The organism is Maribacter sp. (assembly GCF_039974175.1).
In the GTDB taxonomy this organism is placed as follows: domain Bacteria; phylum Bacteroidota; class Bacteroidia; order Flavobacteriales; family Flavobacteriaceae; genus Maribacter_C.
Genome location: NZ_JBDWJN010000008.1, coordinates 36,590 through 58,621, shown reverse-complemented (window position 1 = coordinate 58,621; position 22,032 = coordinate 36,590). Strand labels below are relative to the sequence as shown.

16 protein-coding genes are annotated in these 22,032 nt (G+C 41.1%); 5 read left to right on the top strand and 11 right to left on the bottom strand.

Annotated features, from left to right (window positions below; all coding sequences use genetic code 11):
- Positions 1-11: 11 nt before the first annotated feature.
- Positions 12-1,649: a CTP synthase gene (locus tag ABJN95_RS06130; RefSeq protein ID WP_348369312.1), complete on the top strand. Its 1,638-nt coding sequence runs from the start codon at positions 12-14 to the stop codon at positions 1,647-1,649.
- A gap of 82 nt (positions 1,650-1,731) precedes the next feature.
- The gene (gene yidC, locus ABJN95_RS06125) at positions 1,732-3,591 is read left to right on the top strand and encodes a membrane protein insertase YidC (protein ID WP_348369310.1); all 1,860 of its coding nucleotides are present in this window, start codon (positions 1,732-1,734) and stop codon (positions 3,589-3,591) included.
- A gap of 366 nt (positions 3,592-3,957) precedes the next feature.
- Here yidC and ABJN95_RS06120 read toward each other — a convergent pair whose 3' ends face one another.
- Entirely contained in the window at positions 3,958-4,947 is a 990-nt protein-coding gene (locus ABJN95_RS06120) for a fasciclin domain-containing protein (RefSeq protein ID WP_348369308.1), read from the bottom strand.
- Between the two features lie 175 nt (positions 4,948-5,122).
- Here ABJN95_RS06120 and mnmA point away from each other — a divergent pair, with 175 nt between their 5' ends.
- Both mnmA and ABJN95_RS06110 read left to right on the top strand, forming a co-directional pair.
- Complete coding sequence (gene mnmA, locus ABJN95_RS06115) at positions 5,123-6,313, top strand: tRNA 2-thiouridine(34) synthase MnmA (RefSeq protein WP_348369306.1); 1,191 nt, start codon at positions 5,123-5,125, stop codon at positions 6,311-6,313.
- Between the two features lie 88 nt (positions 6,314-6,401).
- Entirely contained in the window at positions 6,402-7,343 is a 942-nt protein-coding gene (locus ABJN95_RS06110; protein ID WP_348369304.1) for a nitronate monooxygenase, read from the top strand.
- Here the strand turns inward: ABJN95_RS06110 and ABJN95_RS06105 are convergent.
- The 9 genes from ABJN95_RS06105 to ABJN95_RS06065 form a co-directional block, all read right to left on the bottom strand.
- Positions 7,340-10,768 (bottom strand): HEAT repeat domain-containing protein, encoded by a 3,429-nt coding sequence (locus tag ABJN95_RS06105; protein ID WP_348369302.1) that lies wholly within the window; start codon positions 10,766-10,768, stop codon positions 7,340-7,342. The two genes, ABJN95_RS06110 and ABJN95_RS06105, sit on opposite strands and share 4 nt — an antisense overlap.
- Before the next feature lie 48 nt (positions 10,769-10,816).
- Positions 10,817-11,029 carry a DUF2007 domain-containing protein gene (locus tag ABJN95_RS06100; RefSeq protein WP_348369300.1) on the bottom strand — a complete coding sequence of 71 codons (213 nt, stop codon included), beginning with the start codon at positions 11,027-11,029 and terminating at the stop codon, positions 10,817-10,819.
- A 57-nt stretch (positions 11,030-11,086) separates the two neighbouring features.
- A complete protein-coding gene (locus ABJN95_RS06095; RefSeq protein WP_348369298.1) occupies positions 11,087-13,276 on the bottom strand; it encodes a transferrin receptor-like dimerization domain-containing protein in 2,190 nt (729 codons plus the stop codon).
- A gap of 39 nt (positions 13,277-13,315) precedes the next feature.
- Entirely contained in the window at positions 13,316-13,846 is a 531-nt protein-coding gene (locus ABJN95_RS06090; RefSeq protein WP_348369296.1) for a dihydrofolate reductase family protein, read from the bottom strand.
- A gap of 2 nt (positions 13,847-13,848) precedes the next feature.
- A complete protein-coding gene (locus ABJN95_RS06085; RefSeq protein ID WP_348369294.1) occupies positions 13,849-14,508 on the bottom strand; it encodes an SCO family protein in 660 nt (219 codons plus the stop codon).
- An 11-nt stretch (positions 14,509-14,519) separates the two neighbouring features.
- The gene (locus ABJN95_RS06080; RefSeq protein ID WP_348369292.1) at positions 14,520-16,250 is read right to left on the bottom strand and encodes a hypothetical protein; all 1,731 of its coding nucleotides are present in this window, start codon (positions 16,248-16,250) and stop codon (positions 14,520-14,522) included.
- 11 nt (positions 16,251-16,261) lie between these two features.
- Complete coding sequence (locus ABJN95_RS06075) at positions 16,262-17,929, bottom strand: hypothetical protein (RefSeq protein ID WP_348369290.1); 1,668 nt, start codon at positions 17,927-17,929, stop codon at positions 16,262-16,264.
- Between the two features lie 336 nt (positions 17,930-18,265).
- On the bottom strand, positions 18,266-19,543 hold the full coding sequence (locus ABJN95_RS06070; protein ID WP_348369288.1) for an aminotransferase class V-fold PLP-dependent enzyme: 1,278 nt from the start codon (positions 19,541-19,543) through the stop codon (positions 18,266-18,268).
- Positions 19,544-19,571: 28 nt separating this feature from the next.
- Positions 19,572-20,009 (bottom strand): PaaI family thioesterase, encoded by a 438-nt coding sequence (locus ABJN95_RS06065; protein ID WP_348369286.1) that lies wholly within the window; start codon positions 20,007-20,009, stop codon positions 19,572-19,574.
- Between the two features lie 110 nt (positions 20,010-20,119).
- Between ABJN95_RS06065 and ABJN95_RS06060 the strand changes: the two genes are divergently transcribed.
- Positions 20,120-21,049, top strand: a complete 930-nt coding sequence (locus ABJN95_RS06060; protein WP_348369284.1) for a DUF1080 domain-containing protein — start codon at positions 20,120-20,122, stop codon at positions 21,047-21,049.
- A 12-nt stretch (positions 21,050-21,061) separates the two neighbouring features.
- Here ABJN95_RS06060 and ABJN95_RS06055 read toward each other — a convergent pair whose 3' ends face one another.
- Positions 21,062-21,922 (bottom strand): DUF5694 domain-containing protein, encoded by an 861-nt coding sequence (locus ABJN95_RS06055; protein ID WP_348369282.1) that lies wholly within the window; start codon positions 21,920-21,922, stop codon positions 21,062-21,064.
- Positions 21,923-22,032: the final 110 nt, after the last annotated feature.

Sequence of the window (22,032 nt, the reverse complement as noted above, 5' to 3'; positions counted from 1 at the left end):
ACAATCCCAAAATGTCGCAGACAAAGTATATTTTCGTTACGGGAGGGGTAACTTCTTCTCTAGGTAAAGGAATCATAGCAGCATCTCTAGCCAAGCTCTTGCAAGCAAGAGGATACAAAACCACCATTCAAAAATTAGACCCGTACATCAATGTAGACCCAGGTACTTTGAATCCGTATGAACATGGCGAATGTTATGTTACCGATGATGGTGCGGAAACGGATTTAGATTTGGGGCATTACGAGCGTTTTTTAAATGTAAAGACTTCACAGGCCAACAATGTAACCACGGGCCGTATTTATCAAAGTGTAATTGAGAAAGAACGACGCGGTGAGTTTTTAGGTAAGACCGTTCAGGTGGTTCCTCATATCACTAATGAAATTAAAGAACGTGTTCAATTACTGGGCAATAGTGGCGAGTATGATATTGTTATTACTGAAATCGGCGGTACGGTTGGTGATATTGAATCTTTGCCATATATAGAAGCCGTACGTCAATTGTTGTGGGAATTAGGTGACAACAACGGCATCGTAATCCACCTGACTCTGGTTCCGTTCTTATCTGCTGCCGGAGAATTGAAAACCAAACCTACTCAACACTCGGTCAAGACGTTGATGGAAAGTGGAATCAAAGCTGATATTCTGGTCTGTAGAACAGAGCATCAAATTTCAAATGAAATAAAAGAGAAATTGGCGCTGTTCTGTAATGTGAAACGCGAAGCGGTTATACAATCAATTGATGCCTCTACCATTTATGATGTACCGGTAATGATGCAAGAAGAAGGATTGGATACGGTTGCACTGCAAAAATTGGATTTATCAGACGATAATCCGCCTGATCTTACGCAGTGGAATCAGTTTTTACAGCAGCACAAAAATCCGAAGAATGAGGTAACTATTGGCTTGATTGGAAAATATGTTGAATTACAAGATTCTTATAAGTCTATCTTGGAATCGTTTATTCATGCAGGCGCTAACAATGAAGTGAAAGTAAAGGTGCGATCTATACATTCAGCACATATTGCTGGTGATACTATTTTAAAAACCTTACAAGGGCTAGACGGTATTCTAGTTGCGCCGGGTTTTGGTGAACGTGGCATTGAAGGCAAGATAAGGGCCGTTAAATACGCAAGGGAAAATAATATTCCATTCTTGGGAATATGTTTGGGAATGCAAATGGCTGTTATCGAATATGCTCGACACGTATTAGGCCTGAAGGGGGCCAATTCAACCGAAATGGATGAAAACACAGCTCATCCCGTAATTAATTTGATGGAGGATCAAAAAACGATCGTAAACAAAGGGGGAACGATGCGACTAGGAGCATGGGATTGCGAATTGGTAAGTGGAAGTCTTGCCGCACAGATCTACGGAGGTACGGTTGACATCTCTGAACGTCACCGCCATCGCTACGAATTTAATAATGCTTATAAGCAGCAATTGGAAAGTGCAGGACTGAAAGCTACGGGAATAAATAAAGAAACCGGATTAGTGGAAATCGTAGAATTGGTCGATCATCCCTGGTTTATCGGAGTGCAATATCATCCCGAATACAAGAGTACCGTTGCCAATCCACATCCCCTTTTTGTTGGCTTTGTGCAAGCAGCTCTACGACATAAAATGCAACAAACGAATGCCAGTTTGGCATAAACTGCACAATTGGGCATATATTTGCGGATGCTGAACTAGTTTCAGAATAAAAATCAAACTTTTACCAAATCACCTTATTTAAATGGAAGAAAAGAAACTGGATATAAATTCTATAATCGGCTTCGTACTTATATTTGCGATACTCATTTTTATGTTTTGGCAGAACAAGCCAACACCTGAAGAGTTAGAAGCGGAAAAGGCAAAACAAGAACAGGTTGACGCACAACAAAAGGCTGAAGAAAATACCATCAAAGAGAATGTGTCAGCTGCAGCCGCTACTATAAATCTTCGCGATTCAAGCGCAGTTGCGGCCTATAAAAGTAACATTGGCGCCTTTGGTTTTACAACCCCTAACGAGGCTACTACCAAACTGGAAAATGATTTGGTGTATTTAGAGATTAGTAATAAAGGGGGGCAAATCATCGAAGCCCGAATGAAGCAATTTCATACCTATGACTCCATACCCGTATATCTAGTTAAGGATGGAAATGCGGTTTTCGGATTGAATTTTTCAACTTCAGACAATAGAGTGTTACAAACGCAAGATTTGTATTTTGAACCTTCTTTGTCACAAAGTGGCGAAAATCAAGTTCTGTCGATGAAGGCAAAAGTGGCTTCCGACAGGTTTTTGGAGTACCGCTACGAAATGAAACCAGATGATTATTTGGTTGATTTTACCATACGCTCACAAGGATTGAATGGCGTTATTAATGCTGCCCAACCGATGAAGTTAGAATGGAAACTTAAGGGTATCCGTCATAACAAGAGTGTACAGTATGAGAACAGGTACACCGAAATGATGTATAACTATGAAGATGGAAAAATAGATTACTTATCTGCAGCTAGCTCAGATGAAGAAACAGAAGAGGATGTAAAATGGCTGTCGTACAAACAACACTTCTTCACTTCAATCTTGGCCACTAAGAAAAATTTTAAGACCGTAGATATCAGCTCCGAAAACCTAGTGGAAGATGAAGGTAAATCTGTGCTGTTTACCAAGAATTTTGAGGCTTCAATTCCCATAGCAATGGAAGGAGGCGAAATTTCAGAAAATTTGAATTGGTATTATGGTCCTGCCGATATTGATGTATTGAAGAAGTACGAAGAATATGGTCTAGATGATACCATATACTTCGGATGGGGGATTTTTGGATGGATAAATAGGTATGTATTTACGCCTTTCTATTCTTTTCTAAGTTCTTTTTTACCTTACGGAATTGCCATTGTTATTATGACTATACTCGTGCGTTTAGCGATGTCGCCAGTCACTTATAAATCGTATTTATCTCAGGCAAAGATGAAGGTCTTAAAACCAGAGATTGCAGAATTGGGTGAGAAGTATAAAGACAATGCTATGAAAAAGCAGCAAGAAACCATGAAGTTGTACGGCAAGGCAGGAGTAAGCCCTATGAGCGGTTGTGTACCTGCATTTCTGCAGATGCCGATTTTCTACGCCTTGTTTATGTTCTTTCCAACTTCTTTTGCGTTGCGACAGAAATCGTTCTTATGGGCAGAAGATTTATCTTCATACGACAGTATAGCGCAATTGCCCTTTGAGATTCCATTTTATGGTGACCACGTTAGTTTGTTTCCGATCTTGGCTTCAGTGGCTATTTTCTTTTACATGATGATGACAACGGGGCAGAATATGCCAACACAACCCGGTATGCCCAATATGAAGTTCATTATGTATTTAATGCCGCTGATGATGTTGTTCTTCTTTAACAATTATGCAAGTGGCTTGAGTTTATACTACTTCGTATCGAACCTAATTACTATTGGAATTATGTTGGTTATCAAGAACTTCATTCTAGATAATGAAAAGATTCATGCACAAATTCAAGAGAATAAAAAGAAACCCAAGAAGGAAAATAAATTCCAAAGGAAGATGCGAGAAATGATGGAGCAGGCAGAAGAGCAGAAGAAAGCCGGGAAGCGATAAATCTTTCTAACCTAAGCCTTTGCGGAGCGTTTTACGCGACGAAGAAAGGTAGTTATTTAAGGGATTATTTTTCTGAAACGAGATTGCTGCCTTCGCGGAAGTGACAAAAAATGATAAAAAAAGCCCCAACATTTCTGTTGGGGCTTTTAGCATTAAGTAGGTTAAGTTTGGTAAGATCTGGGACTTCAAAGATGCAGTATTACTTCGCTAAAAAAAAAACTTAGTTGTCAAGTCTGCTTTTTTGTATGCTAACCGTTGGTATCGTGATGTTTGAAATTTGATGTGTCTGATTATATCGATGAAATGCATAAAAAAACTTCCAGATTGTAAACCTAGAAGTCTTGATAAATTCTTTCGGAGCAAATTCTAGTTCGTAGTATCAGGAAGCAAAACATTGTTAGCAATACCATGAATTACGCCATTTATTGCTTGAATGTCAACTATTACAACAAGGGCACCTTCATTACCTGAGCCATCAGTGATCTCTAAATTGCCATCTATAGACTGAATAGTTATTTGATCTCCCTCCAATGTAGTGACCATTTCACCAGCAACGATATCGGCAGAAGGTACATTGTCATTCAAAACATGATGTTCAAGCACAGCCGCTAAAAGGTTTTCTTCAATGTCACTCACAAAATTCCAATCAGTATTGGTTGCCAACAGGTTGTCAAAGGCCTGCTCAATAGGAATAAACACCGTATACGGTCCGCTCATGCTATCCTTAACGTCGTTAGGTAGATCAGAAGCAACGGCCGCTGCATCTAATGCGGTGCCGAAAACCTCAAAATTATCATCAGAGGAAATGAAGGTGTCAAGTGTAGGCAATCCGATGACTTGATTCACAACATGAATAATTCCATTTTGTGCAACCACATCAGTTTGGCTTATCGTGGAGATTCCATTAAACTCGATTCCATTTACTGCATCGAAGTACAATGACAATTTTGACCCAGAAGGCCCATCGGCCAATGTCTGCAAATAGTTGCGCTGTAAATTAATTAATGGTGCCGAATCAACTCTTCCACTGACTACATGATTTAATAAAATTTGTTTTAAAGTTTCAACAGGTACAGCCTCTAAATTTGCAAAACCGTTTGCAGATAAAAAACTTGAAAAAGCAGCATCTGTTGGAGCCAACACGGTGTAAGGCCCTGCACCCTTTAAAGTATTTGTTAAGTCGGCCCTCTGTAATGCAGCGACCAAAGACGACAAACCGGCGTTAGTAGCTACCTCGACAATATCCGTCTCTGGTATGGGAATGGTTTCCGATCCGTCATCAAGATTACAGGAGATTGTAAAAAGACCCGTAATGATCAGGATTAAAAAACCTTTTAGTGGCAAGAACTTTTTCATAATTATCAATTTATCTTTCAAAGTTAAACAATTCGCACAGGCAGAACCCTACCTTAGGTAGATGTTCAAAATCACTTAGGGTTGCTTATGGTTTGCTCTCCTTTCTTTAGAAGGAAATCATAGTAGGGGCTTAGGGCTTTAATTTTGTACTTTTGTAGCCCAATTTTAAAATGAAATGAAAAAAGTGGTTGTCGGACTTTCCGGCGGAGTAGATTCTAGTGTAACTGCATACCTTTTGAAAGAACAAGGGTACGAGGTTATTGGCCTTTTTATGAAGAATTGGCACGATGATTCTGTGACTATTTCTGAAGAATGTCCTTGGTTGGAGGATAGCAATGATGCTTTGATCGTAGCTGAAAAACTAGGAATTCCATTTCAAACTGTTGATTTGAGCAAGGAGTACAAAGAGCGAATTGTAGACTATATGTTCAAGGAATACGAGATGGGGCGAACACCAAACCCTGATGTGCTTTGCAATCGCGAAATTAAATTTGACGTATTTCTTAAAATAGCGCTTCAGCTTGGTGCTGATTACGTCGCTACAGGGCATTATTGTCGAAAAGGCATAATTAAGAATGCTGATGGGAGTGAAACTTATCAGTTGCTTGCTGGGGCCGATTCGAACAAAGATCAGTCTTATTTCTTGTGTCAACTCTCGCAAGAGCAGTTGTCTAAAACACTATTTCCTATTGGCGAATTGCAAAAACCTGAAGTTCGACAGATTGCCGCGGCCAATGGCTTGATTACAGCAGATAAAAAAGATTCTCAGGGATTATGTTTTATTGGGAAGGTACGTTTGCCCGAATTCCTTCAGCAAAAGTTACAACCTAAGAAAGGTATTATTATTGAAGTTCCTGCAGAGATGGCACAATTTAATCGTGCTGAAGTGAAATTTGAAACTAAGGCAGAAGAATTGGCTTATACTTCTGAAAAACCTGTTTATCAAGTTGATGATGGCAAGGTCGTGGGTGAACATCAGGGTGCACATTATTTTACCAATGGTCAGCGAAAAGGCTTGGATGTAGGTGGCACAAAGGAACCCTTGTTTGTCATAGCAACTGACGTGGAAGAAAATGTTATTTATACCGGACAGGGAAAGAATCACCCTGGTCTCTATCGTAGAACCCTTTTTGTAACCGAAACGGAACTTCATTGGGTTCGCCCTGATTTGGCCTTAAAAGTTGATGAAACTATGGAGGTAATGGCAAGAATTCGTTATCGTCAAGCGTTAGAAAAGGCTACTTTATATAGGGTTGAAGGTGGGCTTTATGTCGATTTCGAAGAAAAACAATCTGCGATTACCGAAGGGCAGTTTGTAGCCTGGTATCACGAAGATGAGTTAATCGGTTCTGGAGTAATTTCTTAATCTTCTGTCGGTTGGTGCCTCGTTGAGAACAATAGTATATAGGCAACTTCTTTCAACTCCGCTCGCGTTGAATGCAAAATTTATAGGAATGCAAAACAAAATAACAGCACTATTTAAAATTGAATACCCTATCATTCAGGCAGGTATGATTTGGGCCAGCGGTTGGCGATTAGCATCTGCCGTTTCTAACGCTGGTGGTTTAGGTATAATTGGCGCGGGAAGTATGTACCCTGAAGTACTTCGTGAACACATTCAAAAGTGTCAACAAGCTACTCAAAAACCCTTTGGGGTGAACGTACCCATGCTCTATCCTGATCTGAATGAGATTATGGAAATAATTGTTGAAACCGGGGTGAAAATTGTTTTTACATCTGCTGGAAATCCGAAGACATGGACCTCCTACTTTAAAGAAAAAGGAATTACCGTTATACATGTAGTAAGTAGCTTAAAGTTTGCTTTGAAGTCTCAGGAAGCAGGCGTAGATGCGATCGTTGCAGAAGGTTTTGAAGCAGGCGGTCATAACGGACGAGACGAAAGCACCACCTTAACCCTTATTCCGTTGGTAAAAGAGCAAATTACCATTCCAATTATTGCTGCTGGTGGTATTGCCACGGGAAGGGCGATGTTAGCAGCGATGATTTTAGGCGCCGATGGAGTGCAGGTAGGCAGCCGTTTCGTTGCGAGTGAGGAAGCTTCTTCGCACCAACTATTCAAGCAAAAAGTTGTTGAAGCGGGCGAAGGAGATACGCATTTAACCTTAAAGGAATTAGCTCCGGTGCGACTTATTAAAAACAAATTTTATAAGGATATTCAAAAAGTTTATGCCAAAGGAGCCTCTATATCAGAATTAAAGGAAGTACTCGGAAGAGCAAGGGCCAAACGCGGTATGTTCGAAGGTGATATGGAAGAGGGTGAGTTGGAAATCGGTCAAGTCTCCGCCTTGATAAACGATATCAAACCTGCCGCACAAATCATCGAGGTTATGATGCATGAGTTTACAGAGGCAAAGCTAGAGGTTGCCAACTATTAATTTAGCGTCAAAGGTTCCACCACCTTCAAACTTGAAAGGTATTCTATCAAATCGCGGAGCTCTCGTTTACTTATGAGTTTTCCTGCTGCTGGCATAGCTGAGATACTATTTTCCCTTTTTTGAATTCTTGAATGGGCAATTTCCAAAGGTTCCGCATCAGATGTTCTTAAAATTAATTCGTGTTCTGTTTCTTTTTCCAAAATCCCGGTTGCGATTTGACCATCTTTTAAAGTTACCGTTACCGTGCCATAGCCAGGAGCCAAGCGTTTACTTGGTTCTATGAGTGACTCAAGAATCTGTTCTCTAGTTAAGATGTTGGCAATATTGTCTAAGGGTGGGCCAACTTGTCCGCCAGCACCTCCCACGGCATGACAACGAACACATTGGGCTGCAGCATTGCTATTAAAGACAGATCTTCCTCCCCACCAACTACCGCCATTAAGCGTTTCTTTAAATGAATCAGTAGTGTGACCACCACTTTTCAATACACTTAATTGGGCAATTAGGTAAGCAGAGCCAGAAGCCTCAGTAGCCTCAATGAGATCTAGTATTACTCCCCCATTCAACTGATTTTTTCCGGCGCGCTGAATGAGGTTTTGCAAAACATTTTCACTCTTCTCGCTTGGCATTTCTGCTAAGACACCCAAAATTCTTTGTTGTTCACGTACAGAACCTGTTCTAAAAATTGGATTGACCACAGCGGGAAGATCTTCCTTGCTCATATCCAATTCAGCTATCAAGCCGACCGCCGCTTCTCGTACTATTTGTTCTTTATCGCCCATACCCGTTTTCATCGCCCTTTCTATATTTTCAAATTTTAGTTTTCCCAAAGCTGTTAACATGGCCGCCCTAGTTTCGGGATGTTTACTTTTCGAAAAAACAGTGAAAACATCTTTATTGTTATCTTGAATACCTAGATTCTCTAAGGTTTTTGCTACTCCAATCAGAATTTCAGGACTTGTATCGGATAAAAACATCGGAATATCTTGTTGCAATTCTTTTCTCAAGAGACTAGCATCGCGTTTCACTTCACCGCGTAATCGACCATCTACGCGGTCTAGTACTGAAGGAGATTCCCATGTTCCTAACGCAGCTAGAGCTTCACCCCGAAGTACACTTGAGAAAGCGGTATTTTTGGCGAAGGCTATAAGGTTTCTCATTTCCTTATCTCCACCAACTCGAAGTGCCGCATTTATGCTACGTCGGAGCAGTGGCTCCGATTTGAATTTTTCTTGTGTCAGAAGTTCCGCCAAAGCAGGAAGTGCTTCTTCAATAGACCAGTCATCATTAATAGCCCGAGCGGCTTCGGTAACGATATACTCATCAACATCCTTTAAGAAGAGGGCTACTTGCTCATTTTGCAGTCTTCTTAAAACGAGTACCGCAGCAATTCGCAAACTGCGGTTCGGACTATCAACCAAGGCCGTAATGGGTTCGACCTTACCGATTCTTGAAAGTGCTAAAACAGCGGCATGGCGCAAATAGACGTCTTTGTCTGCATTGAAAGCCAACATATCTAATAAGGGCTGCACCGCGGCTTCGTGTTTTATTCTTCCCAAAGCTTGGGCAGCAAAGAACTTTACCCGGTCGTTCTCATGCCCTAGCAAAGGAATGTATTTTAGAGCTGCTTCAGCATAGTTTATATCTCCCAGAACTTTTAGTGCTTGCGCAATGATTTCAGGATCATCATTCGATAATAGCGATACAAGAGGGTCTGCCTTATCCTTGTTATTTGCTGCAATTTGACCAATGCCCCATATTGCATGAATTTTTGCAAATTGATCATCACTTTCTTCTAAAACCGATTTCAATTTGCGATAGCCCCAAAACGTACTCTTGGCCAAGGCAAATTGTGCCTTTTGACGAATTCGCATATCAGGGTAGGATAGGAGTGCTACCAATTCGTCATTTGCTTGATCATCATAATCTAAGGTCATTAGGCGTTCGGTTTCTTCCCGTTCCTTTTTTAGGTCATTTTTGCTTTCAGCAACATCTAGTTTCCAGATTCTGCCATAGTTTTTGGTACCCCAACCATTGATCCAGTCTGCCAGATATAGCGCCCCGTCAGGACCAAATTTGATTCCTGTTGGCAATACACCACTTAGCATGTCGATATCAGTATTTAGTTCAAAAGATGCTCCCTTAGGTTTTAGGTCAAAAGACCAGATATGTGATCTACTTGGATCGCCTACAAACTCAACCAAAAAGAAACGATTTAGCCAGTCTTTGCCTAGAGCGGTTCCTGGATTATAAACCATACCCGTTGGTCCGTTATGAAAATTTTGAATGGGTGGAATGATATATGCTGCCTGACCTTCCCATCGTGGTTTATACAATTCCTCGTCCATCCAAACCTTATAACCGTTGTTCTTCGGATCGGTGTATTTCCCATACTGCCAATTGGAACGCCATCCGGCATCTGAACCTTCTACGATATGAACCAAACGTTCACTCTCGCCTCTATGGTCGCCATCGTTATCAGAAGAAATAATATTTCCATAGGCATCGAAGACGAATTCATGGGTATTGCGAAGGCCTCTGGCATAAACCTCAAAATCACTCCCGTCAGGATTGCTGCGAACAATCATCCCTTGGTTGGGCAAGTGATGCTTTTCTCCTGTTACGGTAGTAAGACTGCCACCTATATCGCCAATACCATAATAGATTTTACCATCTGGGCCTTCAACTGCACCCGACATCCCATGGGCACCAAAACCGATATGCACGGCGAAGCCATGTGCAATGGAAGTTTTCTCGTCTAATACGTCATCTTCGTTAGTATCAGTAAGTCGCCACATGTCTGGTCCAACACCAACAAACACATCTTCATCGCGAACCAGCAAAGCTCCCGCAACATCAGTAATCTCTTCGTTGAAATCTTCTAAAATACGTTTGGAGACATCAGCCATACCATCGTAGTTGGTATCCTCAATCATCCAAACTTCATCTTTTTCTACAGCCAAATCTTTCCAGTCATGGCTACCATCGCCATTCAGGTCAGGAAACCATTCGTTTTCTGCGCTAAGTTCAGGGGCAAAGGTTTTTCGTAAAAAAGCGCGACGGTCTTCCACAGATTGTAAAGAAATAGAGGAGGTCATCCAATGTTGGTATCCACGTATATCAAATTCGGAATTTTTTTGGCGATTGGTGCGGGTGAGATATACTCTTCCTTTGGTATCGATATCCATTGCAATGGGATCTGGAGCCAAGGAATCGGACGCCCAAAGACGCAACTCCAAGCCATCTGCCATTTTAGCCACAATACTCTCACGAACTTCTTTGGCCTTGGCCAATCCCGAAATAGAATCTTCACGAACGGTTAATGGAATTTCTTTTGGTTTGCTGCTTTTTGAATCACAGGAAACCAAAAGGATCAAGATTGCCAAAAAAGAAAGAGAATTACGTACTACAGCATTTAGTTTCATAAGAGGGTAGAGTGCGATTGATATAGTAGAATGGATGCGTTTGTATGGCTATGCGTCTAGGATCTTTTCGGCCTGTTCAAGTTCATCATTATGAACAAAAACTTCAGCCTCACCGAGCATTGATGACGCGAAACCCGCTAAACGTGCCGATTCAGCCTCATCTTTAACAACAGCTACTATACCGATATCTTTCAGACGGCTTACAATACTTTGAGCCTCTGCCGTATTTCCAAAAAATATTCGTGTATAATTCCTATCCATGACCAAATGGTTTTTTAGTTTTACTTACCTAAAATACGAATTTGTTTTCAGATTTTGTTACATCTCAGCCATCCCTTTTACATGTGCATTAAAACGTTTTAAAGTTGAAGAAAGAACACCGATTTGCTCTTGTGCTTCTTTCCAGTCTTTTTGTTCTACCGCTTCGCGTACACTTGGTAAGGTTTTTACACCATATCCGGTGTAGAAACCAGGGGCATAAATTTGATGTTTGTACCAAGAACGTCTAGGTAGACCTTGTGCTGACGTCAGTGCTTGTTCGGCATGTATTAATTTGTCATTCAGCGCGTTGCGTTGGGCCTCGGAAAGTTTGGAAACATCAATTTTTGAAATGGCATCTATGGTCTTTTTTAGGGAGGTCATTTCATTTTGCAAAGGCGTAAAATCTAGATACGGTATGGTTTCTTTTTTCTCAGGTTTTAAAAAGGGTTTTTTCGGATCGGCAGCCAGTGCGTACATATTTTTATCAACCAGCCTATTGTGCTTTTCAACCTCCTTGCGCATTTTTTCTGTTTCCTTCATAATCTCGTCTAGATAACCTGAAACAGTTTTGTGCCATTGTTTGAATTCAAACGGAAGCATGTCAGCATTTGCCAACCGCAAGGTAATCCTCCCTGCTGTGTTTGCAAGGGCCACCCCGTAAGCAAAATCTGGATCTTTGAATCTCTTGTAATGGTCATAAGTATCATAAATGGTATGGTACTCACCGCCCCCATTTTCTCCCCCAAATCCTAAATTTAGAGAGGCTATACCTGCATGTTGAATAAAGGGAGTATAATCGGAGCCTGAACCCAACGCATACAACTCAAAGTCTTCAGTGCCACCACGCACCATATCTACGGCGATTCTTCTTTCTTTTATAGACACCCCTTTTTGCGGGTCGGTAACGGCACCAGCAACTTCACCAACCATGGCCTGTAAGCTATGCGAACCTCCAGCACCTAAGAATCCACGTCCGTTGCCATCGGTGTTGATGTATGCCACTACTTTTTGTTGTAGTTCGGTTTTGTGATCTTCTACCCATTCTGTCGAACCGATGAGTCCTGGTTCTTCGGCATCCCATGCGCAATAGACCAAAGTGCGTTTCGGTTTATTTCCCTTTTTAGCTAGGGCGCCAACGGCTCGCGCTTCTTCCATTAAAGCTACCATTCCGCTGATAGGATCATTAGCGCCATGTACCCAAGCATCATGATGATTGCCACGCATTACCCATTGATCTGGAAAGTCAGTTCCCTTCATTGTGGCAATTACGTTATGAGCGGGTTTCAACTGCCAATCAAATTCCAATTTCAAATGTACTTTTGCGGGCCCTGGGCCAATATGATACGTAATGGGCAATCCACCCCGCCATGATTGAGGTGCTACTGCTCCGTCTAAGGCAGCTAGCAAAGGTTGTGCATCTTCATAGGAAATTGGTAAGACCGGAATCTTGGTAATTGTCGGAGCATCTTTTCTATCCAAACGTTTGGCATCTTTGGTGGCTCCGTAACCCGGAGTTAATACATCACCAGGATAGGTCGGCATGTCCATTACGGAACCTCGCTGCACTCCTGTTTTATTTTTATACGCTCCCTTAGGGTAAACATCTCCGCGACCGTACCCATCATCTGCTGGATCTGAATAGATGATACATCCTATAGCCCCTTTTTCTGCTGCTAATTTGGGTTTGATTCCGCGCCATGAACCCTGGTATTTGGCAATGACAATTTTTCCTTTTACATCGATTCCCAATTTATCGAGTTCTTCATAATCTCTTGGAATTCCGTAGTTCACAAAAACCAATTCCGCTTCTACATCCCCATCCGTGGAAAAAGCATTGTAACTTGGTAGCAGCGCATCACCCTGCGCAGTGTATGCGTCACCTTCAACGGGTACCGCGGTTAATTTTGCAGTGTAGGAAGTCGGCCCAGTTAACTCTAACAAACGTACTTTCGGATAAGGGAATAAAATGTGATACGTTGCAATCTTAGCATCGTAACCCCAAGACTTGAATTTTTTTTGAATCCATTTTGCATTTTTCTCCCCGTACTCCGTACCTACCCAATGCGGTTCAGCAGCCATTAGTTGCATCCATTCATCAAGATTGCCGGCATCGAGTTGCGCTTCAAATGCGGCTTCTAGCTGTTGTTGTTTTTTGGTGTTCTCACTAGTAAAGCCCAAAATAGATTCTTGAGCGTTTAGAAAACCTATAGCAAGGCAAAGTACAAGGGTGAAAATTCGCGTTCTCATATTGGTCGGATTTTAGAAAACTGAAAGTACGATATTTTTTTATTTCAAATCGTAGGTCAAAAATTGAAGTCCACCATCAAATGATGCGCTTGCGACTAAGGTACCTACTAGTGAAGTTTTTGAATTTCCAAAGAGTCGAACGCCTTCGCCAAGCAATATCGGATTTAGCTTTAATTTCAGTTGGTCAATAAGTTTATTATCAAGAAGCCAACCCGCAAATTCACCACCACCACACAGATATACATCTGTTGGAGAGGAGGCTACTATTTCTTTGATACGTTCAACAGTCATCTCTTCAATGTGCACGTTTTTCGCTAGGTCTTTTATTTGAAGCGTTTCTGAAAAGATATAGTGCTCCATATGAGGATATGCCGGTTGCCCGGGTTCAAGTCCGTATTCATATCCGAATTCATAAGTTTTGCGACCCATGATTACGGTCTTGTAGTTTAGTAAATCGGCTTGATATTTTTCCACTGCTTCTCCCTGAAAGGGAAATTTGCTGATATCGCCGTCAACACCTGAAATAAAACCATCTAAGGAAGTTGCTACATAGTAAATGACTTTGTTCATGCTTACTTTTTTAAAAAGTTGATATCATTAGTTAAGCGCTCAATTTCTTCATCCTTTGTGCCATCATAAACCCCTCTGATTTGCTTTTGCCTATCAACCAAAATGAAATTTGGTGTATGTATAAAATCTTGAATCCCACCGTCGCCCTCGTTTACCACCGCAAAATAGCTTTTGCGTGCCAAGTTGTATATATGCTTTTTTTCTCCAGTTGTAATATTCCATTTGCCATCGATGACGCTATGTTTTTCAGCATAGGCTTTTAAAATAGGGATACTATCTAATTCTGGGGTAACCGATATGGAAAGAAACATTACTTCAGCATCGTCGCGAAATATCTTTTGTAGTTGCTCCATATTGTTAGACATGATGGGGCATATGCTCGGACAGCGAGTAAAGAAAAAGTCAGTTACATAGATTTTGTTTGCGTAGTCTTTTTGGGTTATGGTCTTCCCATTTTGATTTAGTAGTTCAAAATCTGCAACCCTATGATTCTCAATCACGTTCTGAACACTAGCATCAACCAATTCAGGGTTGAAATCTGAAGGGTTATAAACGCGTAGTTCTGACTTTGAATGGAATATCAAAAGATAGGCAAAAATCAACCCTGTTATCAACAGTAGGGTTACTATATGTGATTTCCAGTGCTTTATGAATTGACTCATGTTTATTAAGATTATAAGACAGAGGTGCTGATGTCAACATCTGAATGCTGCCAGGCCTTTTCGAATTCTTGCTTGATTGCCTCGGCTTCTTGTAGTTTACCTTGTGCTTTTAAGCTATTGTGAAGGCCCATTAGAGACCATCCATTTTGACGTAATACATCTAAATCTTCCTTGAATATTTTTTCGGCCTCTTCGAATTTTTCAGCTTTCATTAATACAGCACCTAAATTCTGCCGTGTTGGAATATGCCACGCAGCAGGTTCTGTATAAGTGAGACCATCCTCAAAAACAACGGCCCTTTCGAGATGTGCTATGGCCTTAGGTATGTCGCCCTTAAGTGCAGCCAATTCACCGGCTACTATTTCATAGGCAATATTGGCCGAATGAATGGAAGCATTGTTTGCCGTAGCAACTAGGGTTTCGAGCTCCGGGTCATTTTTAAGGGTTGCGATGGCATCCAATTCTTCTTGTGCATCCTTAATATTTCCTTTTCTAATAAAAGCTATACCACGTGCATAATGGTGAATTAGGCTTAGGTGTTTTATGTCTGGACTGGGAGCGGGAATAGTTAGAATTTGATTCCATTTACCAAATCGGGTATATGCCAATAAGGGTGTTGCGGCAAAATCCTGTAAAAAAGGAAGGGTTACTAACTCTCCTGTTGGTACTTTCTCGGCAGTCTTCTTGGCAGCATCAATAGCAGTTTCGCTTGCCCCTAACAAACTCGCCGAAGACCAAAGAAAATGAATGTTGTGCGGGTAATAGGCGAGCGGATAAAGACCTTGAGAAAAGCATTGTGCTATATAATCCTCATCTGCGAGAATCGCAGCCTGGTTTACTTTAACGGCATCTAAATACCTACCCACGCGAATATAAATATGCGAAGGCATATGTACAATATGACCTGCCCCTGGCATTAACGAAGCTAACTTATCGGCACTTTTTACACCCATATCTGGATAAGGTAACTCCACCATGTGTATATAGTAATGATGTCCGCCCGGATTTTCAGGTTCAAGTGTCATAGCGATTTCTAGAGCAGCTTTTGCTTCTTTTATATTTGGGGAAGGATTGCCGTCCTTGTCCCAATAATTCCAGGGTACGGTATTCATAACAGAAGCCGCATATAGTATCTGAATATTCGCATCTTCAGGATACTTTTTAACCACTTTGGCCATTGCCTTCATGTATGCCATATTAAGCTCGGCCACATCGGTGGTCAAGTCTTCGCTGTATCTGGCTGACAGTGCTTCTATAAGCGCCCGTTCTTTTGCAGTTGTTTTGGTAGCTAGATTGCGGGCTTTTGCCATCGCCTCATTGATCTTGTTCTTGCGCTCATCGTCTGGTAAAGGGTCATTGATATTTGGACCCAGCGCAAAAGCCTGACCCCAATAAGCCATGGCCGAATTAGGGTCTAGTCTGGCTGCCTCCATAAAAGAACGATGGCCTTCAGCATGATTAAAGGCATATGATAATTTTACGCCCTGATCAAAGAAAGCTTGTGCCCTTTCGTTCTTTGAAGAAATGGGAAAATGAAGGTTACCCAAATTATTGAATAGTGGCGAAATTTGTTGGGTACTGTCAACAATATCCAACATAAATTTGGTAGGGGTGCATTTGACAAAACTAAAGGAAGCGTTTTGATAATTGCTGTTACGATTTCCATTAGAATCGCTATTCATAAAATGCAATAGCATCAAAAAGGAAGTTCCTAATACGATTAGACCGATTTTTGCTTTCATTGTGTTCAATTTTAAGATTGTAGTATAAACTTTTTGGCTTCGACAACTTCAGGGCGTGTGCTATTCGAATTTTTGGTTAATTCAATAAGTTGATTGAAATAGTGAATCGCTTTCTCTTGATTACCCAATTGTTTTGCAGCTATAGCGGCACCGTAAATTCCATTGAAGCGATTCGGACGTCTTTGAAGATTTAGTTCATAAGCCAATAGGGCCTCCTGGGGCTTCTTAAGCGTTAACAGCATATCAGCATAAAGCTCATCTGCAGGAACTACTTCACCCGGAGTAACGGGATGTTTAGACGTTTTACTTTCCATATCAACAGCCATTTCCATAGATGCCAATGCTTCTTTTTTATTTCCTTTTGCCAATGCCAACCAAGCTTCAGTCATTTTGATTTGTACACCTACCTGATTCGCTTTATAGGCGTCATTCATTTCAATTAATTTTTCTTGAAATGATTTTAAAATGTTCAATTCGTTTTCAGCGGTTTGGAAGTCTTTGGTATGAATGGAACCCATAGCCCGGGTGAAGTGTAAGGTAGCTTTTTCCCATGCAAATGATTCCCAAGCCAAACCTAAATTATTGGGTAATTCAATAGTAGCTGCTTGCTTCCAATTTTTGTTTTCCATTGCAATGCGAGCAGGTATGGCTGCGGCGGTATAGGCTATTTTGAAATTAGGAGGGAAGACTTTTTTAAACGATTTTAAATATTGGTGTTGCTCAATAGCTTTTACATTATCACCAGTTTGAAGATACGAATAAACAAGATATCCCATAGCATGAACCTCTTCGTCCCAATGCGCTCCAGGAGCAATGCTCTCCGCATAACAAATGGCAGAGGCAGCAGAATTGATGTTGGTCTGAATAGACTCTTCCCAGAGTCCCAAGCGGGTAAAAATATGGGAAGGCATATGTTGCGCATGAGCAGAGCTTGGAGCAATTTCGGCGTACCTTCTTGCCGTGGTTAAACCTAGTTCTGCGAGTTCTGGGTAATCATAGGAATGAATGATATAATGTGCAATTCCGGGGTGATTGGGTTCTTTTTCAAATAAAGCTTCTAAGATTTTGCCTGCTTCTCGCTGTACTTTATAAGTTTTATCTGTGGGTACTGCTGATGCTCGAAGTGCAAGGGCATAAAAAACCCCTACTTCTGTATCGTTGGAATTAGCAGCATACATTTCTTTCATTTTTTGGGCATAGCGCTCCTTTCTAGTTTGATTATCCACTGTCTCCCAGTCTTGATAAAATGCCCCAATTGCCTCCAAATAGTGTTCAGCTTTTTTTGATTTTGGAAGTTTCGCGGCAACTTCTAGTAATTTGCTACCCTTTTCTAGAACGTTATTGGGAGGTGGTGCCCACAAACCATGATAAATGCTCATTGCCACTCCCCAGTAAGCCATGGCACATTCTGAGTCTTGGTCAATAACTTGAACAAATGCTTTTTCGGCTTCAGTATACTCGAAAGAATGCAATAAGGCAATACCGAGATTGAACGTATCTCTTGTTTCGTAAGAACAGGATTCTGAAAAGCTGACATCTCCAAATTGGCCATTTCCGCACAGTTGTAAATCACCTCTTAGCAGGTTCAAAGATGCTAGCGCAGGGTTTTGTTTCTGGTCTTTGCATCCCAAAGAAAATAGGAGAACTAACAAGAATATTCCGTTTATTTTTGATTGCATAGTATTGGGTTATTATGGTTGAATACTTTTTTATAGACTTTTGTTGGAGTACCACCAAATTAAAGCCGGTACGGCCAAATTAAATTTTACTACCGGGGGCTTGACAAAGAATTCTTTTCTGGTGCAATTGCTAAGCGATTCTTAGAGTCAAATAGAAGGGGAAACTGCTGGTAAAGAGGTTGTTGTCTGGTTTAATCACGCGAAATTACACTCTTATTCTCAAATACAACGATAATCTGTGTGAAAGGGACAAAAGAAAGGACAATCTGTGCGATTATCTGTGTAATTGGTAGCCTTCAATAGTCCTCTAGTTTCTTTAACTTCCTACTGAGTATGCTATTCGGCTATGCTAACCAAGGCGTCAACCAGTGCATCTATTTGCTTCTTGCCAATGAAAATGGCAAAAGAAAGGCGTACGGCATTCAGACCAAACTTGCTCATCGGACGACTATCAATGCCATACTCATCAAAAAGACGATGCTTTACTTCCTGAACATCTTTGCCTAATACCTCGACGACTTGTATGCCCGCGGAAAGTGAATCAGGTTCTGGAGTCTTGAGCATCAGCTTTGAGTTGTCTCTAATTTTATTCCTAAAATAATGTTTCAATTCATAGGTACGGTCATGTATTTTTTGGGCTCCTATGGCATTTCGATAGTCAAGTGCCGCTCCCAAACCCAAGACTTCGGGTAGGTTTCTTGTATTGTAATTCTCTAATCTGCGAATACTAGTGTCTTCATAACCACGGGCCACAACGAGTGGTTTTAGGTGCTTTTGACTTTCTTGCTTGGCGTAAAAAATACCCACACCTTTAGGAGAAAACAACCATTTGTGAGCACTAACGGTATAAAAATCACAACCGATATCTTTCAAATCGATATTAAACATGCCTGTGCCTTGGGCACCATCGACGGCAACAAGAATCCCCTTTTCATGAGCCATTTTGGAAACTTCCTTGATAGGGAGTATCATCCCATTAGTATTGACCAAATGGCAAATGGAGATCACCCTAGTTTTTTCGGTGATCGCTTTTCGGTAGATTTCTACGACTTCTTCAACACTTTTGGGCAAAATGGGTAGGGTAGGAGTGATTATTTTTATCCCTTTCGATTCTTGCCAATATTTCCATGGATTTAATGCACTGGTATGTTCGTGGTCCGCAGAAATAATCTCATCTCCAGGCTGCAAATCCATACTGCTGGCAATGAGATTCATGCCTTCAGTAGTGTTATGAATCAATGCGATTTCTTCTTTGGTAACTGAAAATAGGTCTGCCGTTTTTTGTCGAACTTCCTCAATTTCATTTTTCCAACCACCCCACATATATTTTGACGGAAAATCGTCTAAGGTATTCTGAAAGTTTATGGTAGCCTCACGAATTGGTTTGGGGCAAGCCCCAAGCGAACCATTGTTAAAATAGGTCAAGCCTTCAGCAAAATGGAATTGCGATTGTACCTTTTGCCATAGGGCTTCAGCTGTTTCGGTAGTTTTTAAATCGCTCAGCGCATTCTGAAAAAGTTGCACTTCTTGCGCCCATATTTTTGCGGGAGTTAATAAGGCACCAGCTGCTCCAATGCTTAGTCTTTTAAGAAATTTTCTTCGGTTGTCGGTCATGTTTTAAAGATACCGAAAAGTGATAACTTTACTTCCTAACCGTATTGATTTTTATCAGATTCGAATGCCCCTTGGCAAGCATTCGCGTTCGATCAGCATTCCAAACTTCACAATTGGTATTCACAATTTGATTCCCGTTTTTGGTGATCGAAGCAACCGCAATAATCGTTTCTCCTGCCTTGGCAGAGGCAAAATAATCTACAGCCAGGTTTACTGTTGTATAGGGGTTTGATTTTCCCAAAGACCAGACCGCCGCTCCTACAGCATCATCAATTATGGCTGCTGTTGTACCTCCATGTAATATACCTAGGGGATTGGTCATTTCTTCGCGTATCACATAAGAGAATTCGAGTTTGCCCGCCTCAGCGCTCAAAAGGGTCGGATTGAGCCAGACGGTTAACGGGCAAATAGATTCGGAAGAATCTTTTCCGACCAAAGACTCAAAAAAGGCAAGAGATTTGTTCATTTTTCTTTAATTTACTGTTGTTTGTCGACGCATAATAGTCATCGGTAAAAGTAGTTTTTTTCAATGGATGAGTTCGCTATATTTACAAATACAATCTATAGAACAAATTTATGAAAGCCAAATTCGTTTTTACCCTTACTAGTCTTTTGTTGACCTCTATTTTCATTGTTGCACAAGATACAAAAGCCCTAGAAGGTACATGGAATCTTACCATCACGGAAGATGGAAAGGAAGAGCCTTCGTGGCTACAAATCAGTCATTCTGGAAACAGCACATTGGTCGGCCGCTTTTGTTATAAATTTGGAAGTGCCAGACCTGTAGCAGAGGTAAAAGTTACCGATGGAAAATTCAGTTTTGCTATTCCTGCACAATGGGAACCCAAAGGCTTTGATATGCAAATTTTAGGAATGCGTGATGGCGACGGACTCAAAGGAACGCTCATTTATACTGATGGCAAAACTCATTCTTGGGTAGCCACCCGTGCACCAAAATTGCCGTACACCAATAACCCCAAGTGGGGTAAAGAAAGGAAACTCTTCAACGAAAAGGATTTGACTGGGTGGACCGCCATGGGCGAAAACCAATGGGTAGTTGAAAACGGGGTTTTAAAGAGTATGAAATCAGGAAGTAATTTGGTTACCGATGAAAAATTTACCGATTTTAAACTTCATGTAGAATTTAAGTATCCCAAGGATAGCAATAGCGGAATTTATCTCCGTGGTCGTTATGAAGTGCAGGTGGCAGACAATGCAGGTTTGGAACCCTCAAGTGTTCTTTTCGGAGGCATCTACGGCCTGCTTACACCCAATGAAATGGTTGCCAAACCTGCGGGTGAATGGCAAGAATACGATATTACCTTAATCGGGCGACGGGTAACTATTGTTGCCAATGGAAAAACCATAATCAGTAATCAGAATATTCCCGGTATGACCGGTGGGGCTCTTGATAATGATGAAGCTGCTCCCGGACCACTTTTAATTCAGGGTGATCACGGGCCTGTTGAATTGCGCAATATTGTGATTACCCCAGTCGTCAAATAATACGATCACAGACTAATTGAGGTAGTCTTGTACATTTACCATTTCGTATTTGGGACTTCTCCGCATAAATTCTCCCAAAAATGCTGTATGACTCCCTCCCGATAGTATGAATACCCGATCTTGAGCTGTCATTGGCAAGCGATTAAGGTTAGAGTAGATACGTAAGTTCCTTTGATAGTACTTTGCGGCCTCATCAGCACCTTCAAAATTATTTTCGGTGCCGGCGAAGGCCAGCATATCAGCGTTAACAGCTATCAAAAAATCTAAAAATTTCGGACTATTGTACAGTTGCAATTTCTCTAGCAGTGATAATTCATCATGGTTGAGGTTGATTTCTGGATGAAAACCAAATGGGTTTTTATAATAATTGTTGTAAGTAACCGAATCTACAGCATTTTCAATTTCTTGACCAATCCTATAGTTGTACTCCATTTTATGGTCTATACCGAATATGGATTTTAATTTACTCAAGCGCCCTACTTCGAAAGCTACCATACCCACCTCTCCATAGTAGGTAGAAACTTTTGATGGGTTGCTTATATACTCTTGATACCTGTGGTGAAGTTCTTCATTCTTGTCCCAGGGCACTTCGACACAGATTATAGTCGGTTTGAATGCAGCGATCATTGCGGCAATTTTTTTGGCGTCTCTTTGGTTTTTTTGATCGTTTTCATCAAAGTCAACGCTGTTTGCATCAGAGGTGGAACCCATATGAAAAGTAGCAAAATTTAGTACTTGCACTTTTCCTACTGCGCTACTAGTGTTTGTAGACAACTTGGGGGTTTCACTTTCAACTGTTTCTATTTCATGCGACGCGGTTTCTTTGCAGCCTAGGTTGACAAGAAGAAATAGCAGTAGTGTATATATTTTCATAAAATCATCTTTGTCTTAATAGACGCAAGATTTTTGTCTTTTGTTACTGATTTGCTTCTATTTTAAAAATCGGGCATGATTTATCACTTTACATGAGTTCTATCGTATCT